Here is a 22,882-nt window from a genome sequence, read left to right on the forward strand (position 1 = left end):
TTAGGATTGGGAACACGGATCAAACGGATTCACGCGGATTTGATCCATTTGATCTGGTAAATCCGGGTTCCCAATCGAAAGCATTAATAGTTATAATTGGTTAGTTCTTCTTTCTCCAGTTGCCCAAACGCTTTCAGCATTTTCTTCCGGTCGAATTCCTTTTCGTTGTTGGCAATAAAAATCGTTGCGACGGTATTGCCGATAATGTTGGTGATCGACCGGGCTTCCGACATAAACCGGTCTACGCCCAGCAACAACGCCAGCCCCTCAACCGGAATGACCCGAACCGCCGTCAGCGTGGACGCCAGGACGATAAAACCGCTGCCTGTAACGCCCGCAGCCCCTTTTGAGGTCACCATCAGAATCCCGATGATGGTCAGTTCCTGCCCCAGCGTCAGGTTCACACTGAAAACCTGCGCCAGAAAAATCGTCGCCATCGACAGGTAAATCGTCGTGCCGTCCAGGTTGAATGAATAACCCGCCGGAATCACCAGCCCCACCACCGAGCGCGAACACCCCATGTTTTCGAGCTTGTCCATCACCTGCGGCAAAGCCGATTCCGACGACGAGGTTCCGAAAACGATCAGCAGTTCTTCCTTGATGTATTTTAAAACCGACCACAAACTGATGCGGTAGTAGCGCAGAATCAGGTTCAGCACCACGAAAATAAACAAAAACATGGTTGCGTAAACCGTCCCCATCAGTTTCGCCAGCGGCAGCAACGTGCTCAAACCGTATTTGCCAATGGTAAACGCCATGCCGCCGAACGCACCCAGCGGAGCCAGAATCATGACCACGTTCAGAATATTGAAAAAGACCCGCGACAGTTTCTCGAAGGTCAGAATCAGCGAGTGCCCCTTCTCGCCCATGCGCGTCAGTCCGACGCCAAACAGCACGGAAAAAACCAGCACTTGCAGAATTTCGCCCTCGGCAAAGGATTTGATGGCGTTGTCGGGCACGATGTGCAGGAAAAACTTGACCCAGTCCAGCTCTTTGCCCTGCGAGGTATAGGCCGACACATCCCCGCCCTGCACGGCCGCCGTCTGCACCCCCGCACCCGGTTTGATGACATTGGCAATCACAATCCCGATGATCAGCGCCAGCGTCGTTACAATCTCAAAATACAGCAGCGCCTTTCCACCGACCCGCCCAACCTTCTTCAGATCGCCCATGTTACTGATTCCCAGAACAATGGTTAGGAAAATGATGGGTGCAATCACCATTTTGATCAGATTGATGAACAGATCGCCCAGCGGTTTGAGCTTAGCCGCCGTGGCCGGAAAAAAATGGCCGACGATGATCCCGAGCGTGATGGCGACAAGGACGCGGAAAGTCAGGTTATTCAGGAGTTTGCGCACGGCGGTAGGGAAAGAATACGCTTAAACCGGTCAGGCTTTGAAAACCTGACCGGTTTAAGCCAGAAAGGTTAAATTACAATTGCTGTTTCTGAAGAACCGGCTTCAGCACGTTCCAGACGTTTTCGGCCACGATTTTGTGCCCTTCCGCCGTCGGATGAATGCCGTCCGGCTGGTTCAGTTTCCGGATGCCGCCAACGTTTTCGAGCAGAAAGGGAATCAGAACGGCGTTATTTTTGGCGGACAGATCAGCAAAAAGGGTTTGGAACTGCGCGGCATAATCAGGACCAAGATTCGGCGGAATCTGCATTCCGGCAATCACCAGCTGCGCCTGCGGACTTTTCAACCGAACGGTGTCGATGATGGCCTGCAGGTTTTTTCGGGAATCGTCGAGCGGAATGCCGCGCAGGCCGTCGTTGCCGCCTAATTCGAGGACGAAAACCGCAACGGGTTTGCGCAGCACCCAGCTAATCCGGCTTTTGCCGCCCGCCGTTGTTTCTCCGCTCAACCCGGCGTTAACCACCTGATAATCATAACCTGCGGCTTTGGCTTTTTCACCGATCAGCGCCGGAAAAGCTTCGGCGGGGTTCAGGCCGTAACCCGCCGTCAGGCTGTTGCCAAAAAACAGAATGGTCTTCTTGGTTTCGGCCATCGGTTTTTCAGGATCGCTGGCAGCCGTGGCCGGTTTTTCTTCATTTGCCTGGCTGGTTTCTGTTTTGGAATTACACCCCCACAGCCCAACCACCAGCAGCCACCCGGCCACCCAAACGTTGTATTTTCCCTTTGTTTTCGGTAAATTCATTGTTGACGCAATTTTTAGGTTGCTATTCCGCACGACTCCAGCAAAAATAACGGTATTTTATCCATTTAGCCCCATTTCGTGCCCTTTATCAAATAATCTGTCCGGCCGGGTGAATAAAACCGCACCGAATTGGTTATTCCCTTATTCCGTTAAATTTTAACTTATGAGTATTCTGCGTGCTGAGAACCTGACGAAAACCTACCAGAGCGGAGGTCGTACATTAACCGTATTAAACTCCGTAAGCTTTGACATTCAGGCCGGTGATACGTTTTCCATCGTCGGCCCGTCGGGCAGCGGCAAAACCACCCTGCTCGGTTTATGCGCCGGGCTCGACCGGGCCTCCTCGGGGAGTATTTACTTGAATAACATCCGGTTAGACACCCTCAGCGAAGACGAGCGGGCGGCTGTCCGGAATCAATACGTCGGTTTTATTTTCCAGAATTTCCAGCTCCTGCCTACGCTGACGGCGCTGGAAAACGTGATGGTGCCGCTGGAACTGCGGGGCGAAAAACGGGCGGGAAAAACCGCCCAGGAATTGCTGGAGCGCGTCGGTTTGGGACAGCGCGGTCATCATTATCCGACGCAGCTTTCGGGCGGAGAACAGCAACGGGTTTCGCTGGCGCGGGCGTTTGCCAACCGCCCCAAAATTCTGTTTGCCGACGAACCCACCGGCAACCTCGACACCGATACCAGCGCCACCGTCGTCGATCTGATTTTTGAACTCAACCGCGAAGCCGGCACCACGCTGGTGCTGGTCACCCACGACCTCGAACTGGCCGCCCGCACCCAGCGCATCATCCGGATCAAAGGAGGCAACCTCGTGTCGGATACGCTCACGGAAAACCGCATCGCCACCAACTGATGGACCGTCAACTTCCCCAAATAATTCCCCAGCGCAGCTCGGTTTTTGACCCCTGGCTGTGGAAAATGGCCTGGCGCGACAGCCGCCGGAGCCGGCAGCGGCTGTTTCTGTTCATGTCGGCCATTGTGCTCGGTATTGCGGCCCTAGTGGCCATCAATTCCTTCGGCGATAACCTGTCCCGCAGCGTTGATGAGCAGGCCCGCGAACTGATCGGCGCCGACCTGGTGCTGACTTCCAACAAGGAAATCTCTAAAAAAACCGAGCAGTTTCTGGCCAGCATCACCCCCGAGCGAAGCCGCGAGGTGGCGTTTGCGTCGATGGCGATGTTTCCGCGTTCGGGGGGCGTCCGGCTGGCGCAGGTGAAAGCCGTGCAGGGCCGGTTTCCCTATTACGGCGACTGGGAAACCCAGCCCGCCAATGCCGTCAGCCTGTTTCGGAAAGCCAACCAGAACCGGCAACGGATGGCGCTGGTCGATGATGCACTGCTGGTTCAGCTGAACGCTCAGGTGGGGGATTCGGTGAAAATTGGTCGGCTGATGTTTTACGTGGCGGGGCGGGTTCTGAAAATTCCGGGTCAGACGGCGGTGACGACCACCGTGGCTCCGACGGTTTTTATTCCGTATGCGTTGTTGCCGGAAACCGGCTTACTGCAACGCGGCAGCCGGGCAACCTACCGATCCTATTACCAGTTTAAACCCGGAACTGACGTTGATCAATACGTTGAACGCATCGAGTCCCGTCTGGACAAGCTGGGCATCAATTCCGATACGGTCACGGAGCGCAAGGAACAAACCGGCCGCGCCTTCGCCGACCTCACCAAATTTCTGAATCTGGTAGCCTTTGTGGCTCTGCTGCTGGGTTGCGTGGGCGTTGCCAGCGCGGTGCATCTGTACGTCAAGGAAAAAGTCGCGTCGGTGGCTATTTTGCGGTGTCTGGGTGCCAGTGGGCGTCAGGCCTTTCTGATTTATCTCATCCAGACGTCGTTGATGGGCTTTGTGGGCGCCCTGCTTGGCGCTGCCCTGGGTACGGTTTTACAACTGCTGCTGCCGGTGGTTTTTGAAAGTTTCCTGCCGGTTGAAGTCGTGACGACGGTTTCCTGGCAAGCTGTAGCGCAGGGCGTTGGGGCCGGTTTGGTCATCGCGACTCTGTTTGCGTTGCTGCCGTTGCTGGTGATCCGGAAAATTGCTCCACTGCGCACCCTGCGCAGTTCCTACGACGAAGATGTGGCCGGTCGCGACCCGCTTCAGTGGGCGGTTTACGGATCGATTGTCCTGGCGATTACCGGTTTTGCGTACTGGCAGATTCGCGACTTTCCGATGGCCCTCGGTTTTACGGCCGGGCTGGCGTTTGCCTTCGGCGTTTTGACCGGCATCGGTCAACTGCTGATGGTGCTGGTTCGCCGGTTTTTCCCGGTTTCGTGGAGTTACATCTGGCGGCAAAGTCTGGCGAATCTCTACCGCCCGCATAACCAGACGCTCATCCTGGTGATCTCGATTGGCCTGGGGGCGTTTCTGATTGCGACCCTGTACCTGACGCAGACCCTTCTGCTCAGCCGGGTGCAACTGTCCGCGAGCGGAAATCAGGCCAATATGATCTTGTTCGATATTCAGAACGAGCAGAAAACCGGGGTCCAGCAACTGGTTCGGCAGCATCACCTGCCGGTGGTCCAGCATGTTCCGGTGGTCACCATGCGGCTGGCCGAAATCAACGGCCGGACGGTCGAAGCCATTCAGAAAGACACCAGCGCCAAATTTCCCGACTGGGCCCTGACCCGCGAATACCGCGTGACCTACCGCGATTCGCTTAGTAGTTCGGAAAAACTAACCGCCGGAAAAGCGCCGTACCAAGCCAACCAAAACGCGTATATATCCGTCGAAAAAGGCTATCTGGAACGCATGAAACTGAAGTTGGGCGACACGCTGACGTTCAACGTGCAGGGCGCGCTGATTCCGACCATCGTGGGCGGCACGCGCGAAGTGGACTGGAACCGGGTGCAAACCAACTTCCTGATTGTGTTTCCGACCGGCTTGCTCGAACAGGCTCCGCAGTTTCACGTCCTGATGACCCGCGTCGATAACACGCAGCAGTCGGCCCGGTTTCAGCGCGATCTGGTGCTGCGCTACCCGAACGTGTCGGCCATCGACCTCGGGCTGGTTCTGAAGACCATCGACGAGGTGCTGGAAAAAGTTTCGTTCGTTATCCGGTTCATGGCCCTGTTCAGCATCATCACCGGCTTGCTGGTCCTAAGTAGTTCGGTGATCATTAGCAAATACCAGCGGATTCAGGAAAGCGTGCTGCTGCGGACGCTGGGCGCCAACCGCCGTCAGATTTTGCTCATTACGCTGATCGAATACCTGTTCCTGGGAATGCTGGCGGCTTTTTCCGGCATCGTTTTGTCGCTGTTCGGCACCTGGGGCCTGGCTTATTTCGTCTTTGAAGTGCCGTTCACGCCCGACTTTGTCCCGCTGCTTGCGGTGGTTGGCATCGTGACCGGCCTGACTATCCTCATCGGTTTGTTCAACAGCCGCGGGGTACTGGTTCGCCCACCCCTGGAAGTACTGCGGGCGGAGGGGTGATCCGTTGAAAATAACGAATAATGAATGACGAATAACGAAGTCAGGCAGCGCTACTTCAACATTCGATATTCATTATTCGTTATTTCGCTCCCTCATTCACTGCGCAACGTTTTCACCGGATTCATCAACGCGGCTTTGATGCTCTGGAAACCGATCGTCAACAGGGCTATCCCGACGGCCAGCAAGCCGGCCAGCGCAAACACCCACCAGTGAATAACGATCCGGTAGGCGAAATTTTCCAGCCAGCGATTCATGGCGTACCAGGCAATCGGGCTGGCAATGAGCAGGGCGATAAGCACGAGTTTCAGAAAATCTTTGGAAAGCAGGGCCACAATGCTGGTGACCGACGCGCCCAGCACCTTCCGAATGCCAATTTCTTTCGTGCGCTGCTCGGCGGTAAACGCGGTCAGGCCAAACAAACCAAGACAGGAAATCAGAATCGTCAGCACGGCAAAGCAGAGCACAATGCGGCCAATGCGTTGTTCCGCCTGGTACTGCGCGTCCAGATCCTGATCCACAAACCCATAGCTGAGCGGATAGTCTGTTTTAGTTTTTTTGTAGGCTTTCGCGATGTCGGCCAGAACAGGCGCCAGCGAACCCGGTTTGGTCTTGACCAGCAGCGTAAAATAGAACTCCTTCGGCCGAAACCGGAAAAGGAAAGGCTGGATGGCCACGTGCAGCGGCCGGAAATGGAAGTCGTTCAGAACGCCGATAATCCGCCCTTCCGTTCCCCAGAATTTAACCCGTTTGCCCAGCGCCCCGGCGGGTGTCCAGCCCATGCGTTTCGCGGCCGTTTCGTTAATGAGATAGGCCCCCAGGGTTGACAAGGTGTCGGTCGTCAGTTGAGTCGAGAAATTCCGCCCCGCAGCCAGCGACATTCCCACGGTTTTTACGAAATCGGCGTCGATGTTCATCTGCGTGATCAGGAACTCATCCTTCGGCGTCTGCCCCTCCCATTCAATGGGGGTGCTGTTGTTCATGTTCACCAGATTACTCGTCGCCAGGGCGGTTCGGGCAACGCCCGGCACCTGTTCCACCGCGCTCCGGAGTTGCAGCGCCTGGCCCCTCAGATCGCCTTTGAGCCGCACATACAACAACTGCGATTTGTCAAAGCCCAGTTTGGCCTGCTGGATGTAAGCCAGTTGCCGGTAAATCACAACCGTACTGATCGCCAGCGCAATACACAACACAAATTGCCCCACCACGAGCGATTGCCGCAGACTCCGACCGGACTTTCCCCTGGAAAAGTAACCCGCCAGCCCGGTTTTCAGCACGCTGACGGGCCGGAAGGAGGACAGAAAAAAAGCCGGATATAGGCCCGTTAATACACTAACGGCAGCGGTTAAGCCGACCAGAATCAGCCAGAAAACCGGAAGCTGATACGGTATTTGCAGGGTTTTACCGGCCAAGCTGTTAAACAGGGGCAAAAGCCCTTCGGCCAGCCCAAGGGCCAGCAGCATGGAAAAACCGGTCATCAGAGTGGCCTCGCCCAGAAACTGGGTCACCAGACTCGACCGCTGCGCCCCCACGCTTTTCCGGACGCCGACTTCTTTGGCCCGCTGCGAGGCCCGGGCCGTGGCCAGGTTGATAAAATTAATCACCGCAATCACCAGCACGATTAAGCCGACCGTCACCAGAATGCGGATGTAAACAATGTCACTGCGTTTTCCGTGGTCGGTCTCAAAAGCGAATTTGGAGTACAGGTAGATTTCCGACAGGGGTTGCAGCAAAAGCGGGGTTTCATTGCCCGCATCGTACCGCCTGAGCTGGGTCCGGACTTTCGCGCCGAACGCGGCCGGGTTGACGGGGGCGCCCGACGGATCGGGTTTGAGCTGCACGTAGGTGTGGTAGCTGTTGCTGTTCCATTTCAGGCTCCACTCGTCGTAGCGTTCGAGCCATTTGAACGGCATCAGCACCTCAAACTCAATCTGCGACTGCTCGGGCGGGTTTTGCGCCACGCCCACCAGCGTGAGCGTCTGCTCGTTGTTGAGCTTGAACGACTGCCCCAGCACGTTTTTCGTCCGCCAGTTCGGACCGAAAAACCGCTGCGCGGTGGCTTCGCTGAAAATCACTTCGTCGGGCGCGCGAAAAACCGTGTTTGGGTTGCCCAGCAGTAAGGGATAACTGAAGATTCCGAAAAAACCGGGATCGACCACCAGCATCTGGTTCGATTCGATCGACTGACGTTCCTGACTGAGCAAGCCACTCCAGCGACCAACCCGGGTCACCCGCTCCACCTCCGGAAAATCCTTCGCGAGCGTAGCCGCCAGCGGTCCGGGTGTAGCGGCCACGTCAAAAATACCGCCGGGCTGTTTCTGCCTTTCGATCAGGCGGTAAATGTGGCTGTAGTTCGCGTTAAACCGGTCGTAACTCAACTCATCGTAGACATACAAGGTAATCAGCAGACAGCAGGCCAGCCCGAATGCCAGCCCGCCGATGTTAATCAGCGAATACACTTTGTTTTTGACCAGTTGCCGCAGCGCAATTTTGAAATAATTCCGGATCATGTCGGGATGAAGGTTGGAGGGTTGGGAATCGGAGCGGTTTTTCGGACGTCGGCGCACGAACGGCGGCAACACCGACGCAACACCGAGTAAATACCGTAAAACCGCCTGCGTTTCGCCAGCCTTCCGGTACCAGTATCCGTATAATTCCTCCAGATCGCCTTCGACTTCTTCGATCGTATCCGAAGGATGAAGCCATCGCAAAAACCGGTTGGCCCAGCGGGGTGGTTGGGGATGATTTGAGGGTTTCATGGAGCGGTTTTTTACCAACGAATAGTGAATAGCGAACCCCGAATAGCGAAGTGGTCCACTGTTCGTTAGTCATGCGTCACATTCGCTACTTCCTTATTTTCATTCGCTTCGCAGCGTTTTCACCGGATTCATCAAGGCGGCTTTGATGCTCTGGAAACTGACCGTCAGCAACGCAATACCGACCGCGAGTACGCCCGCCAGCGCGAAGATCCACCACGAAATGGTAATCCGGTAGGCAAAATCGTTCAGCCACTGACTCACGGCGTACCAGGCCACCGGCGAAGCCAGAACAATGGCAATCAGGACTGGTTTTAAGAAATCGCGGGCCAGCAAAACCGCCAGACTGCCCACCGATGCCCCCATGACCTTGCGGACTCCGATTTCTTTCGTTCGCTGTTCAGCCGCAAACGCGCTCAGGCCGAAGAGTCCCAGACAGGCAATCAAAATGGCGATGGTGGCAAAAACCGTAAACAACCGCTCAATTCGCTGCTCCGCGCGGTACATGGCATCGAAATCATCCCTTAAAAAAGAGTATTCAAAAGGGCGTCCGTGCGCCACTTGCTTCCAGGTTTGTTCCATCGAAGCGAGTACGGCCGGAATGTCGGCGGTGTTGAGCCGAAACGAAACCGCAGCCCGGGAAGATTCTTCAAGCGCGCGGCCCAGCATCCCTGCGTTTACCACCAGCCCAACCGGTTCGATGGTTGCCCGGAGCGATTCGTAGTGAAAATCCTTCACGACGCCGATAATGGTCAGCTGTTCCCCGCCGGTTTTGTGGATGATTTTTCCCACCGGATTCTGGTAGCCAAACCGTTTGGCTGCGCGCTCATTAATAATAACCGCTGCGCTATCGGTGGCCCCGGCCGCGCGGAAATTCCGTCCCTGTACCAGCTTCATTCCGAAGGTCGGGATGTAGTTGGGGTCAACCTTCCATTCCTGCATGTTTACGGAAAGCTTCTGGTCGGTGGCCCGCTCCGGATACCACATATCGTTCCAGCGCTGGGAGGTTACGGGCAGAAAACCGCTGACGGTTCCGGTTTTTACGGCCGCCTTCCGCAGCATTTCATTTCGGAAGGTGACGACTTCGGATTCGGTCGACTGATCGGTTTTTACGACCACGACCTGCTCTTTATCGAACCCTATTTTTTTGGTTTGGATGTAATGAAGCTGCTGATTGATGAGCAACGTGCCGATGATGAGCAGCATGGACAGCGCAAATTGCAAAACCACCAGGTAAGTCCGCAGACTCTGGCGCTGGGGCAACGCCCACAACTTTCCTTTCAGCGCCTTGATGGGTTGAAACGACGACAGGTACAACGCCGGATACCCCCCGGCCAGGATACCGACCAGGACCGCGCCAGCCAGCAGATAAGCCAGCGACGCGCCATTCAGCAGCTGCGAAAAAGAAAGCGTTTTGGCGGCCAGGGTGTTAAAGGTCGGCAGGAGCAAATAAACGACGCCCAATCCCGCCAGCAAAGCCAGGAAAGTAATTAGCAACGATTCGGACAGGAACTGAATCATCAGGTCCGCCCGGTTGGACCCCATTACTTTGCGCACGCCGACTTCCCGCGCCCGTTTGACCGAGCGGGCGGTGGTCAGGTTGATAAAATTAAAGCTGGCAATCAGCAGAATTACCAGAGCAATTACCCCGAACAGATAGACGGATTCAATGCTGTTGTTGGGGGCCAGCTCGCCCTGCCGGTCGGAATGTAAATGGATATCCCGAAGGGGCATCAGCGAATACGTGAAGTTATTACCGGCTTTTCGGGTGTCGGCCAGCGTGGTTTGAAAAAACTGCCGCAAGGCCGGGTCAACATACGTCTGCAGGATCCGTTCAAATTTGGCTTCGACCGCCCGGGGGCTAGTGCCCGGTTTCAGCACCACGTAAGTGTTAAAAATATGGTTGCCCCATTTATTAACTTTGGCATCTTTGGTGGCGTACAAAGGCAGGATGAAGTCGGCCTGAAAGTGCGACTGAACCGGAATGTCTTCAATAACCGCCGTCACGCGCCGAACATCGTCATGATCAAACGTCAAAACCCGGTTTACGGCATTCAACGAGCCAAAATACCGGATCGCCGTGCTTCGGGTCAGGACCACCGACTGCGGCTCCGTCAACGCTTTCCGGGGATTCCCTGCCAGCACTGGTAGCGTAAAGACGTCAAAAACGGTTGAGTCGGCGTATAAAACGTTCTGCTCACGCAGAATATCCTGGCCGCTTTTTATCAGATGGCTGCCGTATTTTCCCAGCCGGGTGGCTTCTTCCACTTCGGGGAAATCCCGTTTCAGAGTTTGTCCCATGGGCGTTGGCGCCACGGCCCCCTCCGACTCGGTCCCGGCGTAGGTGATGGTGCTGTTGATCCGGTAAATGCGCTCCGCTTTGGTATGAAACCGGTCGTAGCTGAACTCGTCCACAACGTACAGCAGGTTAAACAGACTGACCGCCAGGCCAAGTGCCAGCCCGAAGATGGTAATTGCCGAGTACGCTTTACTTTGGGCCAGGTTTCGCCAGGCAAGTTTGAAATAATTCCGAATCATAGCAGGATGAAAAAAGGAGTGTTGAGAATCGGGAGTCGGTTTTTGACGTCGGCGCACAAACGGCGGCAACACCGACACAACATTAATGACGTACTGAACGGTTGCCCGGTTTTTTCCGGACCGCCGGTACCAGGACACGTACAGTTCTTCCAGATCGCCCTCGACTTCTTCCCGCGTTTCGGCCGGGTGCAGTCCGGTCAGCAGCCGGTGCGCCCAGCGGGGTGGAGCAACCGAGTTGCCGGGACGGTTTTGGGGCGCGTTCATAAACCGCTTACTTTTAGCGCATTCGGCGGCACCAACTGCCAGAGCTGACTTCGCAAGTGCTGAATTTCCTGCAATGCCCGGCTGCCCAGGGCCGTTACCCGAAAAAGCCGCTTTCGTCGTCCACCGCGCTCGGCCGTGGCGCCCCCCAGTTCGGAGCTGACGAAGCCTTTTTCTTCCAGGCGAATAAGCGTGTTGTGAACGGTGCCAAACGTGACCAGCCGCCCCGTGTGTTCTTCCAGCGCCTGGCTGACGGTAACGCCGTAGGCTTCGCCGTCCAGAATGGCCACCATCAACAAAACAACTTCTTCAAACTCTCCTAAGTAGGTACGACGCATGGCTCCGGGATTAGTCTCTATTTTATCGTACAAATCCTTTGCCAAACCGGCAAACAAGCCCTTACGGCATTAACTGGCGGGATCTAGTTCGGGCGGCTGTCCAAATACGGACAGTTGGCGTCCTCAGACGGACAGCGGAAAAGCGGACAGACGGGCATAAAAAAACCGGAAATCAGATCGTTTCCGGTTTTCCATTCTGAGGACATTTTTGACTATCTGGCAATCATTACTTTGACGGCTTTCTGAACGTCTTCGCCTTTGAGGGAGCAGAAATACATCCCGGCGGCCACATCCTGCAAGCTTATCTTCAACTGGTATTTTCCGATGCCGTGGTGTTTGCGGGCCACCAGGGTCTGAACCGTCCGGCCCTGGGCATCGACCAGGTCAACGCCCGCGTTCCCCGCCGTCAGCAGCTGATACCGCACGGTTAGTTCGGTTGTCGCCGGATTGGGGGTTACCATCAATTGTTCCGCACCCAGCAACTCATCCAGCCCGGCCACGCCCACGGTTTGTACGCCCGGCGTTCCGGCCGGTTTGCTGGTTACTCCGGCCGTGAGATCGACCAGAGTCGGTTTTTTAAACTCGATTATTTTTTGAACGTCGTTTTTGCAGTAGCGTTGTTCGGCCCGAACGAAGGCCTTGACCGGCGCCTGGATGGAAATTTCATTGCCGATGTTGCCTCCAAATCGTTTCAGAATATCTTTCTGAATGGGCTCGCCCGCTTCCACAATCCGCACCGTCCCTTCCTGCGCGGTGGACGGAAACGAAAACAGCGGAACCGGAACGCCGGCCGTCACGGCCCCGACATCGATGGCCTGCGGAGCCATTCCAACCTGATGAACCGCGGCTCCTTCCATCGACGCCAGCGGGGAAAGGCTTTTCGACATAAAGAGATCGTTGTCAAACACGAAATCCTGCCAGGCCCCGTTGATGTTGGTGATTTCCAGTCGAGAATCCCGCCCGGAACCGGCCTCCGGCGACGTAAAGCCGTCGGGGGTCACGATACTGAACTGCCCGGTTACCAACCGGTGCGTACTCGATAATGAGGGCACGTACCAGGCCGTGATTCGCTGGCTGGTTTTATCGTACGTCAACCGAAAGTCAACGGTCTGATCCTTGGTGCTTTTTGTGGTACACTGGGCTACGGCAAGCTGGTTTCCTGCCAATCCGCAACCAAGCAGCAGTAAAACACGTCGCAGAACTCCAGCCAGGCTTGTAGTCGTTTTCATAGGCGTTCTTCCGGTCAATCAATATTTATTGTACAAACATACCTCTTTAGAAGACCGGCGGTTCCGAAGGTCACTATTTTCGGTTACAAATATGATTGAGCGGAGCGGCTTATACTTTCGGAACGGTCCAGGTTCCGTGGTAATGGGCTTTGACCAGTTCAGCGGCTTTTTCGCTGTTGGCGAGCTGGTTTTTTTCGGCATCCCAAAACAACTTCTGCCCCGACCGGTAAGCAATGTTTCCCAGGTGGGCGTGCAGGGCCACATCCCGGCCCACTTCCGCCGGACAATTGGGCTTCTGCCGGGTTCGGACGCAGGTCACAAAGTTCAGCGTGTGCTGGTCCAGGTCCCGTCCGCTGCCGAATTTCGGCGGCTGGGCCGGAATCAGGTAATTGCCCGCGTCTACTTCCGGAAACAGCTCCCATTTCGACCGATCGATCACGACCGTGCCCAGATTACCGATGAAAGCGACGCCGTGGTCGCGGTCGAATGGGCCGCGTCCCGTGCCGAGCGACTGCTCCCAGAGAATCGTAAAATTGCCGTAATCATACACCACCTGCAGCGTATCGGGCGTTTCGCTGGCGTGGTCCGGAAAACCGTATTTGCCACCCAGGGCCACCACCGATTTCGGGGCCGTCACGTTCATGCCGGACAAGGCCATATCGATCATGTGGGCGCCCCAGTCGGTCATCAGACCACCGGCATAATCCCAGAAATAGCGGAAACTGCCGTGAAACCGGTTCGGGTTGAAGGGGCGTTTCGGGGCCGGGCCGAGCCACATGTCGTAATCGACACCCGCCGGAACGGCGGCATCGGGTTTGACCGGAAACGTTTTTCCGTACGGCATAAACGCCCAGGTTCGGACCGAGCGGATGCGGCCAAGCTTGCCCGAACGCACAAAATCCAAAGCCGCGTTCCAGTGCGGAGCGCTGCGCTGCCACTGCCCCACCTGCACAATCCGGTTGTGTTTCCGGGCGGCTTCCACCATCAGGTCGCATTCTTCAATGGAGTTGGCCAGCGGTTTTTCCACATACACATCTTTTCCGGCCTGACAGGCATAGACGGTTTGCAGACAGTGCCAATGGTCGGGCGTCCCGATAATCACCGCGTTGATCGCCTTGTTTTCCAGCAGTTTCCGGAAATCGCTGTACAAAACCGGTTTTTTGCCGGTCATTTTTTCCAGCTCGACCGCGCGTTTGTTAAGCACGTTGCTGTCCACATCGCACAACGCCAGGCAGCGAACGCCCGGATGTTTCAGCATCGAGTTCAGGTCGGACCACCCCATGTTGTTGCAGCCAATCAGGCCAACAACAACCTCGTCGGTCGGGGCGGTTTGGGCTGGTGAAAGCCGTAAATCAGCCGGTAAATTGGTGGCCAGCCCAACCCCGGTGGCCAGTTGGGTCGATTGCCGAAGGAATTTTCTGCGGGAAGTCATGAAGGTTCAGGAATAATCAGATAGAAAGTAAGGTGACAGAATCCAACCTGATCCCGTCCTAATTTCATCCCAACTTACAATCCTTCCCGCAACTTTTCAACAAGAAATTCAAATCCGGTTTTTCATAAACGAATCTCCACCTGAACCGGCATGTGGTCGGAAGCGTGCGGATACTTGGTCCAGATTTTCTGCCCATCCGGCATTTCGGTGAAAATCCGGGCGCTGGTCACCCACGGCTGGGGATGGTTGCGGGAATACAGCACGTGATCGATCCACTCCTTGTGCCAGACGTTGTTGAAAATCGGATCGTGGAAACTGGTGGTGTAAATTTTTTCAAACCGCAGGTTCTGCTGGTCGGCCGGCTTGAGGCAATGATCGAACAGGGCATTGCCCAGACACCGGTTCGGGAACCAGACCGTGCCCATCAGCCGCTCGATGGCGCTGCCCAGAATCCGTTTCTCGCTGGCATCGAGCCCCGGCCCGTCGTTGATATCGCCACAAACGATCAGCGGAATGGCACGGGTGGCCTCGTCGGTCAAATAGGGGTCCAGAAACTTGAGCCGGATCTGGGTAGCCTGCGCCAGCAGCTTCCGGCGGTTGGCGTCGGCCACTTCCCACCATTTGCTCCATTCGTAGGCATCAAAAATTCCTTTGCTTTTCAGGTGAAGCCCTAAAAACCGCAGGGGCAAACCGCCCGCCGTCCGGATTTCGACGTAAAGCGGAGAACGCTCGAAGCGATACCGCTCAATAATGCCGTCGTCTTCCGTATCAATCTCGAACGGCTGGAATTCCGGAAACTTTTCGGGATTAAACGTATCAAAAAAGGTTAGCGGGTTGTCGGCATCAAATTTGCCGCGATCGGTGCGGAGGGCGCAGCCGACCAGTTGCGAGGACCCTTTTGTCGGCTGGACTTTGGTGATCCAGGTCCCGGTAACATCATCGTCGAAAAACCGCTGCAATTCCCGGTCGCTGTTGGGGCCTTCGACCACCACCACAAGGTCCGGATCGATTTCGTCGATCACGCCCGACAGCTGATCACGCCGGGTGCGGACGGTTGTATCCGGCGAATGTTGGGGAATGGCATCGTCCGGCCGGAAATTGCCGGCGGTATCGAACAAATCGTTCATCCATTCCATGTTCCAGAGCAATACCCTCAATTTTTCCATAGCGATTTGGCAGAAAATACCGTTGTAGGAGTATATGACCGGTGCGGCCGGTCGCACTAAAGACCCGATTTTCAGCTCAGTTTACGAAATAGTACCGTTCCATTTTCAACTCATTTAGCGAAAGGTCAACGCGCATAAATACCGGTTTTTCATTTGATCCGGCCGTTTATCCAAAATCTCCGGGGGCATCGCAATGAAACTGATTCAGAAATTGTTACTATTCTATGGCGCAAACCCCTAATTTTGCAGAACTTTATTGAAACATCCGTTTAATTGATATTCGAATGATTAACCTCATAACCAAGGGAATTACCAAACTCTTCGGCACCAAGTCGGATCGGGACATCCGCGAACTGCTCCCGTACGTCGACAAGGTGAACGCCGAGTTTCAGAAATTACAATCTCTTTCCAACGACGAACTCCGGAATGTAACCGCTGAACTGAAGCAGATTATTGCGCAACGGTTGCAGCCCATCGATACCCAGCTGACCGATCTCCAGAAGCAGGTGGCCGACCAGCCCGACCTGGACGTGGATGCCAAACAGCGCATCTTTAACCAGATCGATAAACTGGAAACCGACCGCAACAAAGAGCTGGAAGTGGTTCTGCTCGATATTCTGCCCCAGGCGTTTGCCGTCGTGAAAGAAACCGCCAAGCGGCTGAAAGAAAACGAACAACTGGAAGTAACAGCCACCGACTTCGACCGCGAGTTTGCCACCCGCAAAAAACACATCACCCTCAACGGCGACAAAGCCTACTGGGCCAACAGCTGGGATGCGGCCGGAACCCAGATCAAATGGGACATGGTGCACTACGACGTCCAGATCATCGGGGGTACGGTTTTGCACCAGGGCAAGATTTCGGAAATGGCAACCGGGGAAGGAAAAACGCTGGTTGCGACGTTTCCGGCTTACCTGAACGCGCTGGCTGGCCGCGGGGTCCACATTGTAACCGTCAACGACTACCTGGCCAAACGTGACTCCGAGTGGATGGCACCCCTGTTCGAGTTCCACGGGATGCGCGTCGATTGCATCGATAAGCACCAACCGAACTCCTTCTCGCGCAAGCAGGCGTATCTGGCCGATATTACCTACGGAACCAACAACGAATTCGGTTTTGATTACCTGCGCGACAACATGGCGCGCGGCACCGACGAACTGGTGCAGCGCAAGCACCACTACGCGATGGTCGATGAGGTCGACTCCGTGTTGATCGACGACGCCCGGACGCCTTTGATCATCTCCGGTCCCGTGCCGCGCGGTGACGAACAGGAGTTTGCCGAACTGAAACCGCGCGTTTCCCGCGTGGCCGAAGTACAGCGGAAACTGGTGCAGGACCTGCTGAATGATGCCAAAAAGAAAATTGCCGCCGGCGACGAAAAGGAAGGCGGCTTGTCGCTTTTCCGGGCGCACCGGGGGTTGCCGAAATACAAACCGCTGATCAAGTATTTAAGCGAAACGGGGATCAAGGCCATCATGCAGAAAACGGAATCGGTCTACCTGGCCGAAAACCAGAAGCTGATGCCCGAAGCCGATAAACCGCTGTATTTCACGATCGACGAGCGGCACAACAGCATCGATTTGACCGAAAAAGGCATTGACTACATCACCGGCTCGGGTGAAGATCCCAACTTTTTTATCCTGCCCGATTTGTCGATCGACATGAACAACATCGACAAAAGCACGGACCTGGACGAGAAAGACAAAATTCTGCACAAAGAAGCCCTGATTCGTGATTATTCGGTGAAAACCCAGCGGATCAATACCGTCAACCAGTTGCTGAAAGCCTATTCGCTGTTCGAGATCAACGTCGATTACGTCATCATGGATGGTAAAATCAAGATTGTCGACGAGCAGACGGGCCGGATCATGGAAGGCCGCCGGTGGTCCGACGGTTTGCACCAGGCCGTGGAAGCCAAAGAAGGCGTGAAGGTGGAAGATGCCACCCAGACGTACGCAACGGTTACGCTCCAAAACTACTTCCGGATGTATCACAAGCTGGCCGGGATGACCGGTACGGCCGAAACGGAAGCGTCGGAATTCTGGACGATCTACAAACTGGACGTGGTGGTGATTCCGACCAACCGGAACATTGTCCGGAAAGATGAGGAAGATAAAGTCTACCGGTCGGTTCGGGAGAAATACAACGCGGTTGTCGATGAGATTGTGAGTCTGGTGGAAAAAGGCCGCCCGGTTCTGGTCGGTACAACCTCGGTCGAGAACTCGGAATTGCTCAGCCGGATGCTGTCGCTGCGGAAAATTGCGCACCAGGTTCTGAACGCCAAGCAGCACCAGCGGGAAGCCGAAATTGTGGCCGAAGCCGGAAAACCGGGTACGGTGACCATTGCGACCAACATGGCCGGTCGGGGTACGGACATCAAGCTGACGCCGGAATCGAAAGCCGCGGGCGGTTTGGCCATTGTCGGTACGGAACGGCACGAATCCCGGCGCGTCGACCGCCAGTTGCGCGGTCGGTCGGGTCGGCAGGGCGATCCGGGAACTACGCAGTTTTTCGTCTCGCTGGAAGACAGCCTGATGCGGCTTTTCGGTTCCGACCGGATTGCCAAGGTCATGGACCGGATGGGGCTGGAAGAAGGCGAGGTGATTCAGCACTCGATGATTACCAAATCCATCGAACGGGCACAGAAGAAAGTCGAGGAAAACAACTTCGGAATTCGGAAGCGGCTGCTGGAATACGACGACGTGATGAACTACCAGCGCGAGGCCATTTACAAACGCCGTCGGAACGCCTTGTTCGGCGACCGGCTGGCCCTCGACATTGCCAACACGATGTTCGACGTCTGCGAAGATCTGGCGAACAACAACGAAGGTAATTACGACGAATTTGCGCTGCAAACGCTGACGGCACTCGGTTTTGAAACCAGCATCAGCCGCGACGAATTCAGCCGTCTGAAAGCCAAAGATCTGGCGCAGAAGCTCTACGAACAGGCCGATGCCCACTATCACGACAAGAACCACGCCATCCGGGAGAAATCAGGGCCGGTTTTGCAGGCTATTCTGGCCGAGCGGGGCGCTCAGATTCAGGATATTGTCGTTCCGTTCTCCGATGGGTTGCGCGAACTGACGGTGGTTTCGAACCTCCGCAAAACCGTCGAAACCGAAGGGCGTGAGTTGATTACGGAAATGGAAAAAGCCGTTTCGCTCTCGGTGATCGATCAGGAGTGGAAAGAACACCTGCGCGAAATGGACGACCTGAAGCAATCGGTCCAGAATGCGGTTTTTGAGCAGAAAGATCCGTTGCTGGTTTATAAATTCGAGTCGGTGGAACTGTTCAAGCGGTTTTTGAGTAAAGTCAATTTCGACACCATCAGTTTCCTGACCAAAACCGACATTCCGGGTCAGGAAGCCGAGGAAGTGCAGCAGGAGGTTCGGCAAGCCCCGGTTCAGCGCCGTCCGGAGCCGCAACCCGAACTGCACACCAACAAAGAAGACCACGAAGAACCCGTCGCCGGTGGCCCGCAGGAATACGCCCGCAAGATGGCTACCGCCGAGAAACAGGCGCCGGTTCGATCCATCAAAGTGGCCAACCGCAACGAGAAAGTGAGCGTTCAGTACATGGACGGCACCATCAAGCGGGATGTGAAATACAAAGTGGTCGAAAACGACGTGCAGAGCGGCCGGGCGGTTTTGATTGATTGACGGTTGCTGACATACGGTTTTCCGTTTACGGTGCTTCGCAATTCTTTCCGGAATGCGTCAGCCTGCCGGAAACGGAAAACCGTATGCCGCACACCCTAAACCGACACCCCGTGTCTGCCCAGCCGAAACCGCACTACCCCGAAGACGTTTACCTGAAACTCGAACGGAATGCGGAGTACAAAAGCGAATAGTTCAAAGGTGATATTTTCGCAATGGCGGGGGCATCCCGCAACCCCAACCGGATCAAGGAAAATTTATCGATTGGAATAGGCTTTTACTTAAGAGGGAAACGCTGCCAGAGCTTTTCATCTGCATGCGGCTGCACATTCCCTCGAACAGCCCGTATACCTACCCCGCTCTGGTGATTGTCTGAGGAGAGCCGCAACTACTGGACGCAGCTTTCGATACCCTGCTCAATCCTACGGTGATTGTCGAAATTCTGTCGGACAGCACGAAAAATTACGACCGGGGCGAGAAATTTATGCTGTACCGGAACATTCCTTCGTTTCAGGAATAGATCCTCATTGACTCCGAACAGGTGCGGGTCGAAGCGTGGTACACGCCGGGAAATGGTTTCCGGACCCTCCGTCAGGAAACGACCCGGGCCGACGATTCGCTGACCCATCAGACGCTCGATTTCACCCTTTCACTCCGGGAAGTTTACGACCAGACGGTTGATTTATTAGCCTGACCGAATCCGTACGGGCACCGCTTCGCGTAGCAGAAAAGTTGTCACTACAATCACTTCATAAAAAAAGAAAGATTTTATAGTATTGTTCTAATTTTCAATACTACGCTTTCCCGGAAATACTTAATTTTCGGTGCGGAATCACCAAGCTTGATTCCCTTCTTTTATTTCGTATGATGTATATTCATGCAGTTAGTCATTACCTCCCCAGCGAAGTAGTTGGCAACGAACACTTTACAAAACTCAACGGATTATCGAGTGAGTGGATTATCGAACGGACCGGCATTCGGGAGCGTCGCAAAGCAGCACCGGATGAGAATACAAACACCATGGCGCTGGAAGCCGTTCGGCGTCTTTTCGACAATACCGCGATTTCGCCTTCCCAAATAGACCTCATTGTAGGTGCGACTTACACCCCATACGACACCATCGTCACCCTGGCGCACGTTGTTCAGCACAATCTGGGCGTTGCCGACATTCCGGTGATATCGATTTCCACCGCCTGCTCATCGCTGATCAACGCGGTTGAAGTGGTTGAAGGCTATTTCGCCCTGAACAAGGCGTCGCTGGCCGTCGTGGTCGTTTCCGAGCACAATACGGCGTACAACAACGAACTGGATACGGTATCGGGGCATTTGTGGGGCGATGGCGCGTCGGCGCTGCTGATCTCGAAAGAGCGAATCAGCGACGAGGACATGACCATCCGCACGATCATCACCGGCGGGGCCGCCACCAGCGGAAAAGCCACGACCGGTGTGATGCTGAAACCGCTGGAAAAGGGCGTTATCATGCCCCACGGCCGCGATGTCTTCATTAATGCCTGCCAGTACATGCCAAAAGTAAGTTTGCAGGTCCTCGAAAAACATAACCTGACGATCGACGACGTGGCTTATCTGATTCCGCACCAGGCCAATTTGCGCATCAGCCTGAATGTGATCAATACGCTGAAACTGCCCGAATCGAAGCTACTCTCCAACATTCAGAAGCTGGGCAACACCGGTTGCGCCGGTTGCGCCATTGCCCTTTCCGAAAACCGGGATCTATTCAAGAAGGGCGATAACATTGTCCTGACGGTTTTTGGCGGAGGCTATTCGTTTGGCGCGATGCTGGTGGAAGCGTAAAAAAAGAGTGGTGAATGCAAAATGATGAACGATGAATTGGCTACCGCAGCGCATTCATTCATCGTTCATCATCCCTAATTCATCATTCCTTTCTTAATTGGCCGTTGAAGAAGACGGCGCCGAGCTGTTTCTCCAGGTGTTGTTTCTTGGATTGACATCCGGCATCTGCTCATCCGGATCGATGGTGACGGTTTTGATGGGGGCCGTCGTCGGCTGTTTAAAACTCCAGGTGCCGCCCCGCTGCCAGACTTCGACCGGCAGGTTGACCCGCGTTTTTTTACCGCCTACTTCCTCTACTTCGACAATAACCGGCATAGCCCATTTCTCCAGGTTCTCGATGGTGATCACGGAGCCTTTCTGGGGGTCTTGTTCTACATACCGAACGTCTTTGACGGACTGATCCAGTTTCCAGTTTTCGTAGAAATACCCGCGCCAGAACCAGCCCAGATCCTCACCGGCGGCATCCTCGATCGTCCGGAAAAAATCATACGGTGTCGGATGTTTGAAGGCCCAGCGCTGTACGTAGGTTTTAAACGCGAAATCAAACCGCTTCGGACCCAGTACCACATCGCGCAGCATTTTCAAGCCCATACCCGGTTTATAGTAGCCCATCACGCCCAAATGCAGCGGTTGCAGTACATCCGGGATGGTCATGATCGGTTCATCCACGTTGAACAAAGCCGGAGCAATGTCGTGCATCGTGCCCTTCTGCCGGTTGTATTCACCTTTGTTGAAATTTTCGGTGGATAACATGTTGATAAACGTATCGAAACCTTCGTCCATCCAGGCAAATTTCCGTTCGTTGCTGCCCACGATCATCGGAAACCAGTTGTGGCCGAATTCGTGATCAGTGACGTTCCAGAGCGCGTCTTTTTTATCGCGCCGGTCGCAGAAAACAATACCGGGATACTCCATTCCGCCCACAATACCGGCCACGTTGGTCGCGACCGGATACGAATATTCAAACAGGTAATTCGAGTAAAATTCAATACAGCCCTTCACGTATTCCGTCGAGCGATTCCAGGAATCGTCGGTGGCGCTTTCCACCGGATAAGCCGACATGGCCAGGGCTTTTTTTCCGCTCGGCAGGTTGATCCGGGCCGCATCCCACACAAACGCTTTCGACGTGGCCCAGGCCACATCCCGCGCGTTCTGGCAGCGGAAGCGCCACGTCAACCGCCCCGACTGTTTGGGCCGGCTTTGCGGATTGCTTACTTCGTCTTTAGCACGCAGCAACACGGTTTTGTCGCTGTTCCGCGCCTGAGCCAGCCGCCGTTGCTGCTCGGAAGTCAGCACTTCCTGGGCATTCAGCAACTCGCCCGAACCGACCACAATGTGATTCCAGGGGACATCAATGGCGTATTCATAATCACCGTAGTCCAGGTAAAACTCCCCCGCGCCCAGATACGGCAGCACGTTCCAGCCCTCAATATCATCGTACACACACATGCGCGGATACCACTGTGCCATCTCGTAAATCAGCCCGTTGCGGGTTTGCGATGTACCCATGCGGTCGGAGCCGTACGCCGGAATTTTAAAGGAATACTCGATTTTCACCTTGACGACATCGCCCCCCGGTTTTAGCGGTTCGCTCAGCCGGATCTGCAACCGCGTGTCACTGACCAGATAATCGGCGGTTTTGTTTTTGCCCTGATCGACCGTGACAGCCTGGATCGTAAAACCGCCCATGAAGCCCGAATTGCCGTAGCGCCCCCCGCGAATCGGCGTGGTCTTGCCCGCCCGCGACGTATCCGAAAAAGCGTTCTGATCCAGTTGCAGCCACAGAAACGACAGCGCTTCGGGACTGTTGTTTTTATACGCAATCTCGACTTCGCCACTCAGCAGGTTTTGCTCGTCGTCCAGCCGCACATTGATCTTGTAATCAGCCCGGTTTTGCCAGTAACGCGGACCGGGAGCGCCCCCACCCGTTCGGTAATCATTCCCGGGCTGCATGTTGAACAGCGGGTGAAAAAGCTCGTGGGGATCGTATTTCGATGCCGACCCGGACTGGGCCCGAACGTCGGCGACGGCACAAAGGATACCAATTAAAAAAAACAGTTTATTCATGAAGTTGATTGTTGATACTCTTTACTATAACGTTT

The 22,882-nt window shown here is 55.0% G+C and carries 15 protein-coding genes; 6 read left to right on the forward strand and 9 right to left on the reverse strand.

The window, feature by feature from the left end; all coding sequences use genetic code 11:
- Positions 1-83 precede the first annotated feature (83 nt).
- Complete coding sequence (locus ACYVHX_RS07875) at positions 84-1,358, reverse strand: dicarboxylate/amino acid:cation symporter (protein WP_460671089.1); 1,275 nt, start codon at positions 1,356-1,358, stop codon at positions 84-86.
- 73 nt (positions 1,359-1,431) lie between these two features.
- On the reverse strand, positions 1,432-2,157 hold the full coding sequence (locus tag ACYVHX_RS07880) for an arylesterase (protein ID WP_460671090.1): 726 nt from the start codon (positions 2,155-2,157) through the stop codon (positions 1,432-1,434).
- Between the two features lie 163 nt (positions 2,158-2,320).
- On the opposite strand from ACYVHX_RS07880, the gene ACYVHX_RS07885 reads away from it, so the two are divergent.
- Together ACYVHX_RS07885 and ACYVHX_RS07890 are read left to right on the forward strand one after the other, a co-directional pair.
- Positions 2,321-3,019 carry an ABC transporter ATP-binding protein gene (locus ACYVHX_RS07885; RefSeq protein ID WP_460671091.1) on the forward strand — a complete coding sequence of 233 codons (699 nt, stop codon included), beginning with the start codon at positions 2,321-2,323 and terminating at the stop codon, positions 3,017-3,019.
- A gap of 65 nt (positions 3,020-3,084) precedes the next feature.
- Entirely contained in the window at positions 3,085-5,595 is a 2,511-nt protein-coding gene (locus tag ACYVHX_RS07890) for an ABC transporter permease (RefSeq protein WP_460671342.1), read from the forward strand.
- Positions 5,596-5,687: 92 nt separating this feature from the next.
- Here ACYVHX_RS07890 and ACYVHX_RS07895 read toward each other — a convergent pair whose 3' ends face one another.
- From ACYVHX_RS07895 to ACYVHX_RS07920, 6 genes are all read right to left on the reverse strand, one after another.
- Complete coding sequence (locus ACYVHX_RS07895; RefSeq protein WP_460671092.1) at positions 5,688-8,351, reverse strand: ABC transporter permease; 2,664 nt, start codon at positions 8,349-8,351, stop codon at positions 5,688-5,690.
- A gap of 99 nt (positions 8,352-8,450) precedes the next feature.
- A complete protein-coding gene (locus ACYVHX_RS07900; RefSeq protein WP_460671093.1) occupies positions 8,451-11,150 on the reverse strand; it encodes an ABC transporter permease in 2,700 nt (899 codons plus the stop codon).
- Positions 11,147-11,485, reverse strand: coding sequence for a PadR family transcriptional regulator (locus tag ACYVHX_RS07905; RefSeq protein ID WP_460671094.1), 339 nt, complete (start codon positions 11,483-11,485; stop codon positions 11,147-11,149). Before ACYVHX_RS07905 ends, ACYVHX_RS07900 begins: the two co-directional genes overlap by 4 nt.
- Positions 11,486-11,697: 212 nt before the next feature.
- Positions 11,698-12,714: a T9SS type A sorting domain-containing protein gene (locus ACYVHX_RS07910; protein WP_460671095.1), complete on the reverse strand. Its 1,017-nt coding sequence runs from the start codon at positions 12,712-12,714 to the stop codon at positions 11,698-11,700.
- 109 nt (positions 12,715-12,823) lie between these two features.
- Positions 12,824-14,146, reverse strand: a complete 1,323-nt coding sequence (locus ACYVHX_RS07915; RefSeq protein WP_460671096.1) for a Gfo/Idh/MocA family protein — start codon at positions 14,144-14,146, stop codon at positions 12,824-12,826.
- A 122-nt stretch (positions 14,147-14,268) separates the two neighbouring features.
- Positions 14,269-15,312, reverse strand: a complete 1,044-nt coding sequence (locus ACYVHX_RS07920; RefSeq protein WP_460671097.1) for an endonuclease/exonuclease/phosphatase family protein — start codon at positions 15,310-15,312, stop codon at positions 14,269-14,271.
- Between the two features lie 284 nt (positions 15,313-15,596).
- On the opposite strand from ACYVHX_RS07920, the gene secA reads away from it, so the two are divergent.
- From secA to ACYVHX_RS07940, 4 genes are all read left to right on the forward strand, one after another.
- Positions 15,597-18,971: a preprotein translocase subunit SecA gene (secA, locus tag ACYVHX_RS07925; RefSeq protein WP_460671098.1), complete on the forward strand. Its 3,375-nt coding sequence runs from the start codon at positions 15,597-15,599 to the stop codon at positions 18,969-18,971.
- Between the two features lie 424 nt (positions 18,972-19,395).
- The gene (locus ACYVHX_RS07930; protein ID WP_460671099.1) at positions 19,396-19,488 is read left to right on the forward strand and encodes a hypothetical protein; all 93 of its coding nucleotides are present in this window, start codon (positions 19,396-19,398) and stop codon (positions 19,486-19,488) included.
- Positions 19,489-19,509: 21 nt separating this feature from the next.
- Positions 19,510-19,662 carry a hypothetical protein gene (locus tag ACYVHX_RS07935; protein ID WP_460671100.1) on the forward strand — a complete coding sequence of 51 codons (153 nt, stop codon included), beginning with the start codon at positions 19,510-19,512 and terminating at the stop codon, positions 19,660-19,662.
- A 173-nt stretch (positions 19,663-19,835) separates the two neighbouring features.
- Positions 19,836-20,780 (forward strand): 3-oxoacyl-ACP synthase III family protein, encoded by a 945-nt coding sequence (locus tag ACYVHX_RS07940; RefSeq protein ID WP_460671343.1) that lies wholly within the window; start codon positions 19,836-19,838, stop codon positions 20,778-20,780.
- A 93-nt stretch (positions 20,781-20,873) separates the two neighbouring features.
- On the opposite strand, the gene ACYVHX_RS07945 is transcribed toward ACYVHX_RS07940, so the two are convergent.
- Positions 20,874-22,847 carry a M1 family metallopeptidase gene (locus ACYVHX_RS07945; RefSeq protein WP_460671101.1) on the reverse strand — a complete coding sequence of 658 codons (1,974 nt, stop codon included), beginning with the start codon at positions 22,845-22,847 and terminating at the stop codon, positions 20,874-20,876.
- Between the last annotated feature and the right edge of the window lie 35 nt (positions 22,848-22,882).

The organism is Larkinella ripae, assembly GCF_054780775.1.

Coding starts and splice junctions, on each gene's coding strand:
- ACYVHX_RS07890 (WP_460671342.1), top strand. CDS start 3,085: ATGGCCTGGCGCGACAGCCGCCGGAGCCGGCAGCGGCTGTTTCTGTTC.
- ACYVHX_RS07895 (WP_460671092.1), bottom strand. CDS start 8,351: ATGAAACCCTCAAATCATCCCCAACCACCCCGCTGGGCCAACCGGTTT.
- ACYVHX_RS07885 (WP_460671091.1), top strand. CDS start 2,321: ATGAGTATTCTGCGTGCTGAGAACCTGACGAAAACCTACCAGAGCGGA.
- ACYVHX_RS07880 (WP_460671090.1), bottom strand. CDS start 2,157: ATGAATTTACCGAAAACAAAGGGAAAATACAACGTTTGGGTGGCCGGG.
- ACYVHX_RS07940 (WP_460671343.1), top strand. CDS start 19,836: ATGTATATTCATGCAGTTAGTCATTACCTCCCCAGCGAAGTAGTTGGC.
- ACYVHX_RS07915 (WP_460671096.1), bottom strand. CDS start 14,146: ATGACTTCCCGCAGAAAATTCCTTCGGCAATCGACCCAACTGGCCACC.
- ACYVHX_RS07910 (WP_460671095.1), bottom strand. CDS start 12,714: ATGAAAACGACTACAAGCCTGGCTGGAGTTCTGCGACGTGTTTTACTG.
- ACYVHX_RS07900 (WP_460671093.1), bottom strand. CDS start 11,150: ATGAACGCGCCCCAAAACCGTCCCGGCAACTCGGTTGCTCCACCCCGC.
- ACYVHX_RS07945 (WP_460671101.1), bottom strand. CDS start 22,847: ATGAATAAACTGTTTTTTTTAATTGGTATCCTTTGTGCCGTCGCCGAC.
- secA (WP_460671098.1), top strand. CDS start 15,597: ATGATTAACCTCATAACCAAGGGAATTACCAAACTCTTCGGCACCAAG.
- ACYVHX_RS07920 (WP_460671097.1), bottom strand. CDS start 15,312: ATGGAAAAATTGAGGGTATTGCTCTGGAACATGGAATGGATGAACGAT.
- ACYVHX_RS07905 (WP_460671094.1), bottom strand. CDS start 11,485: ATGCGTCGTACCTACTTAGGAGAGTTTGAAGAAGTTGTTTTGTTGATG.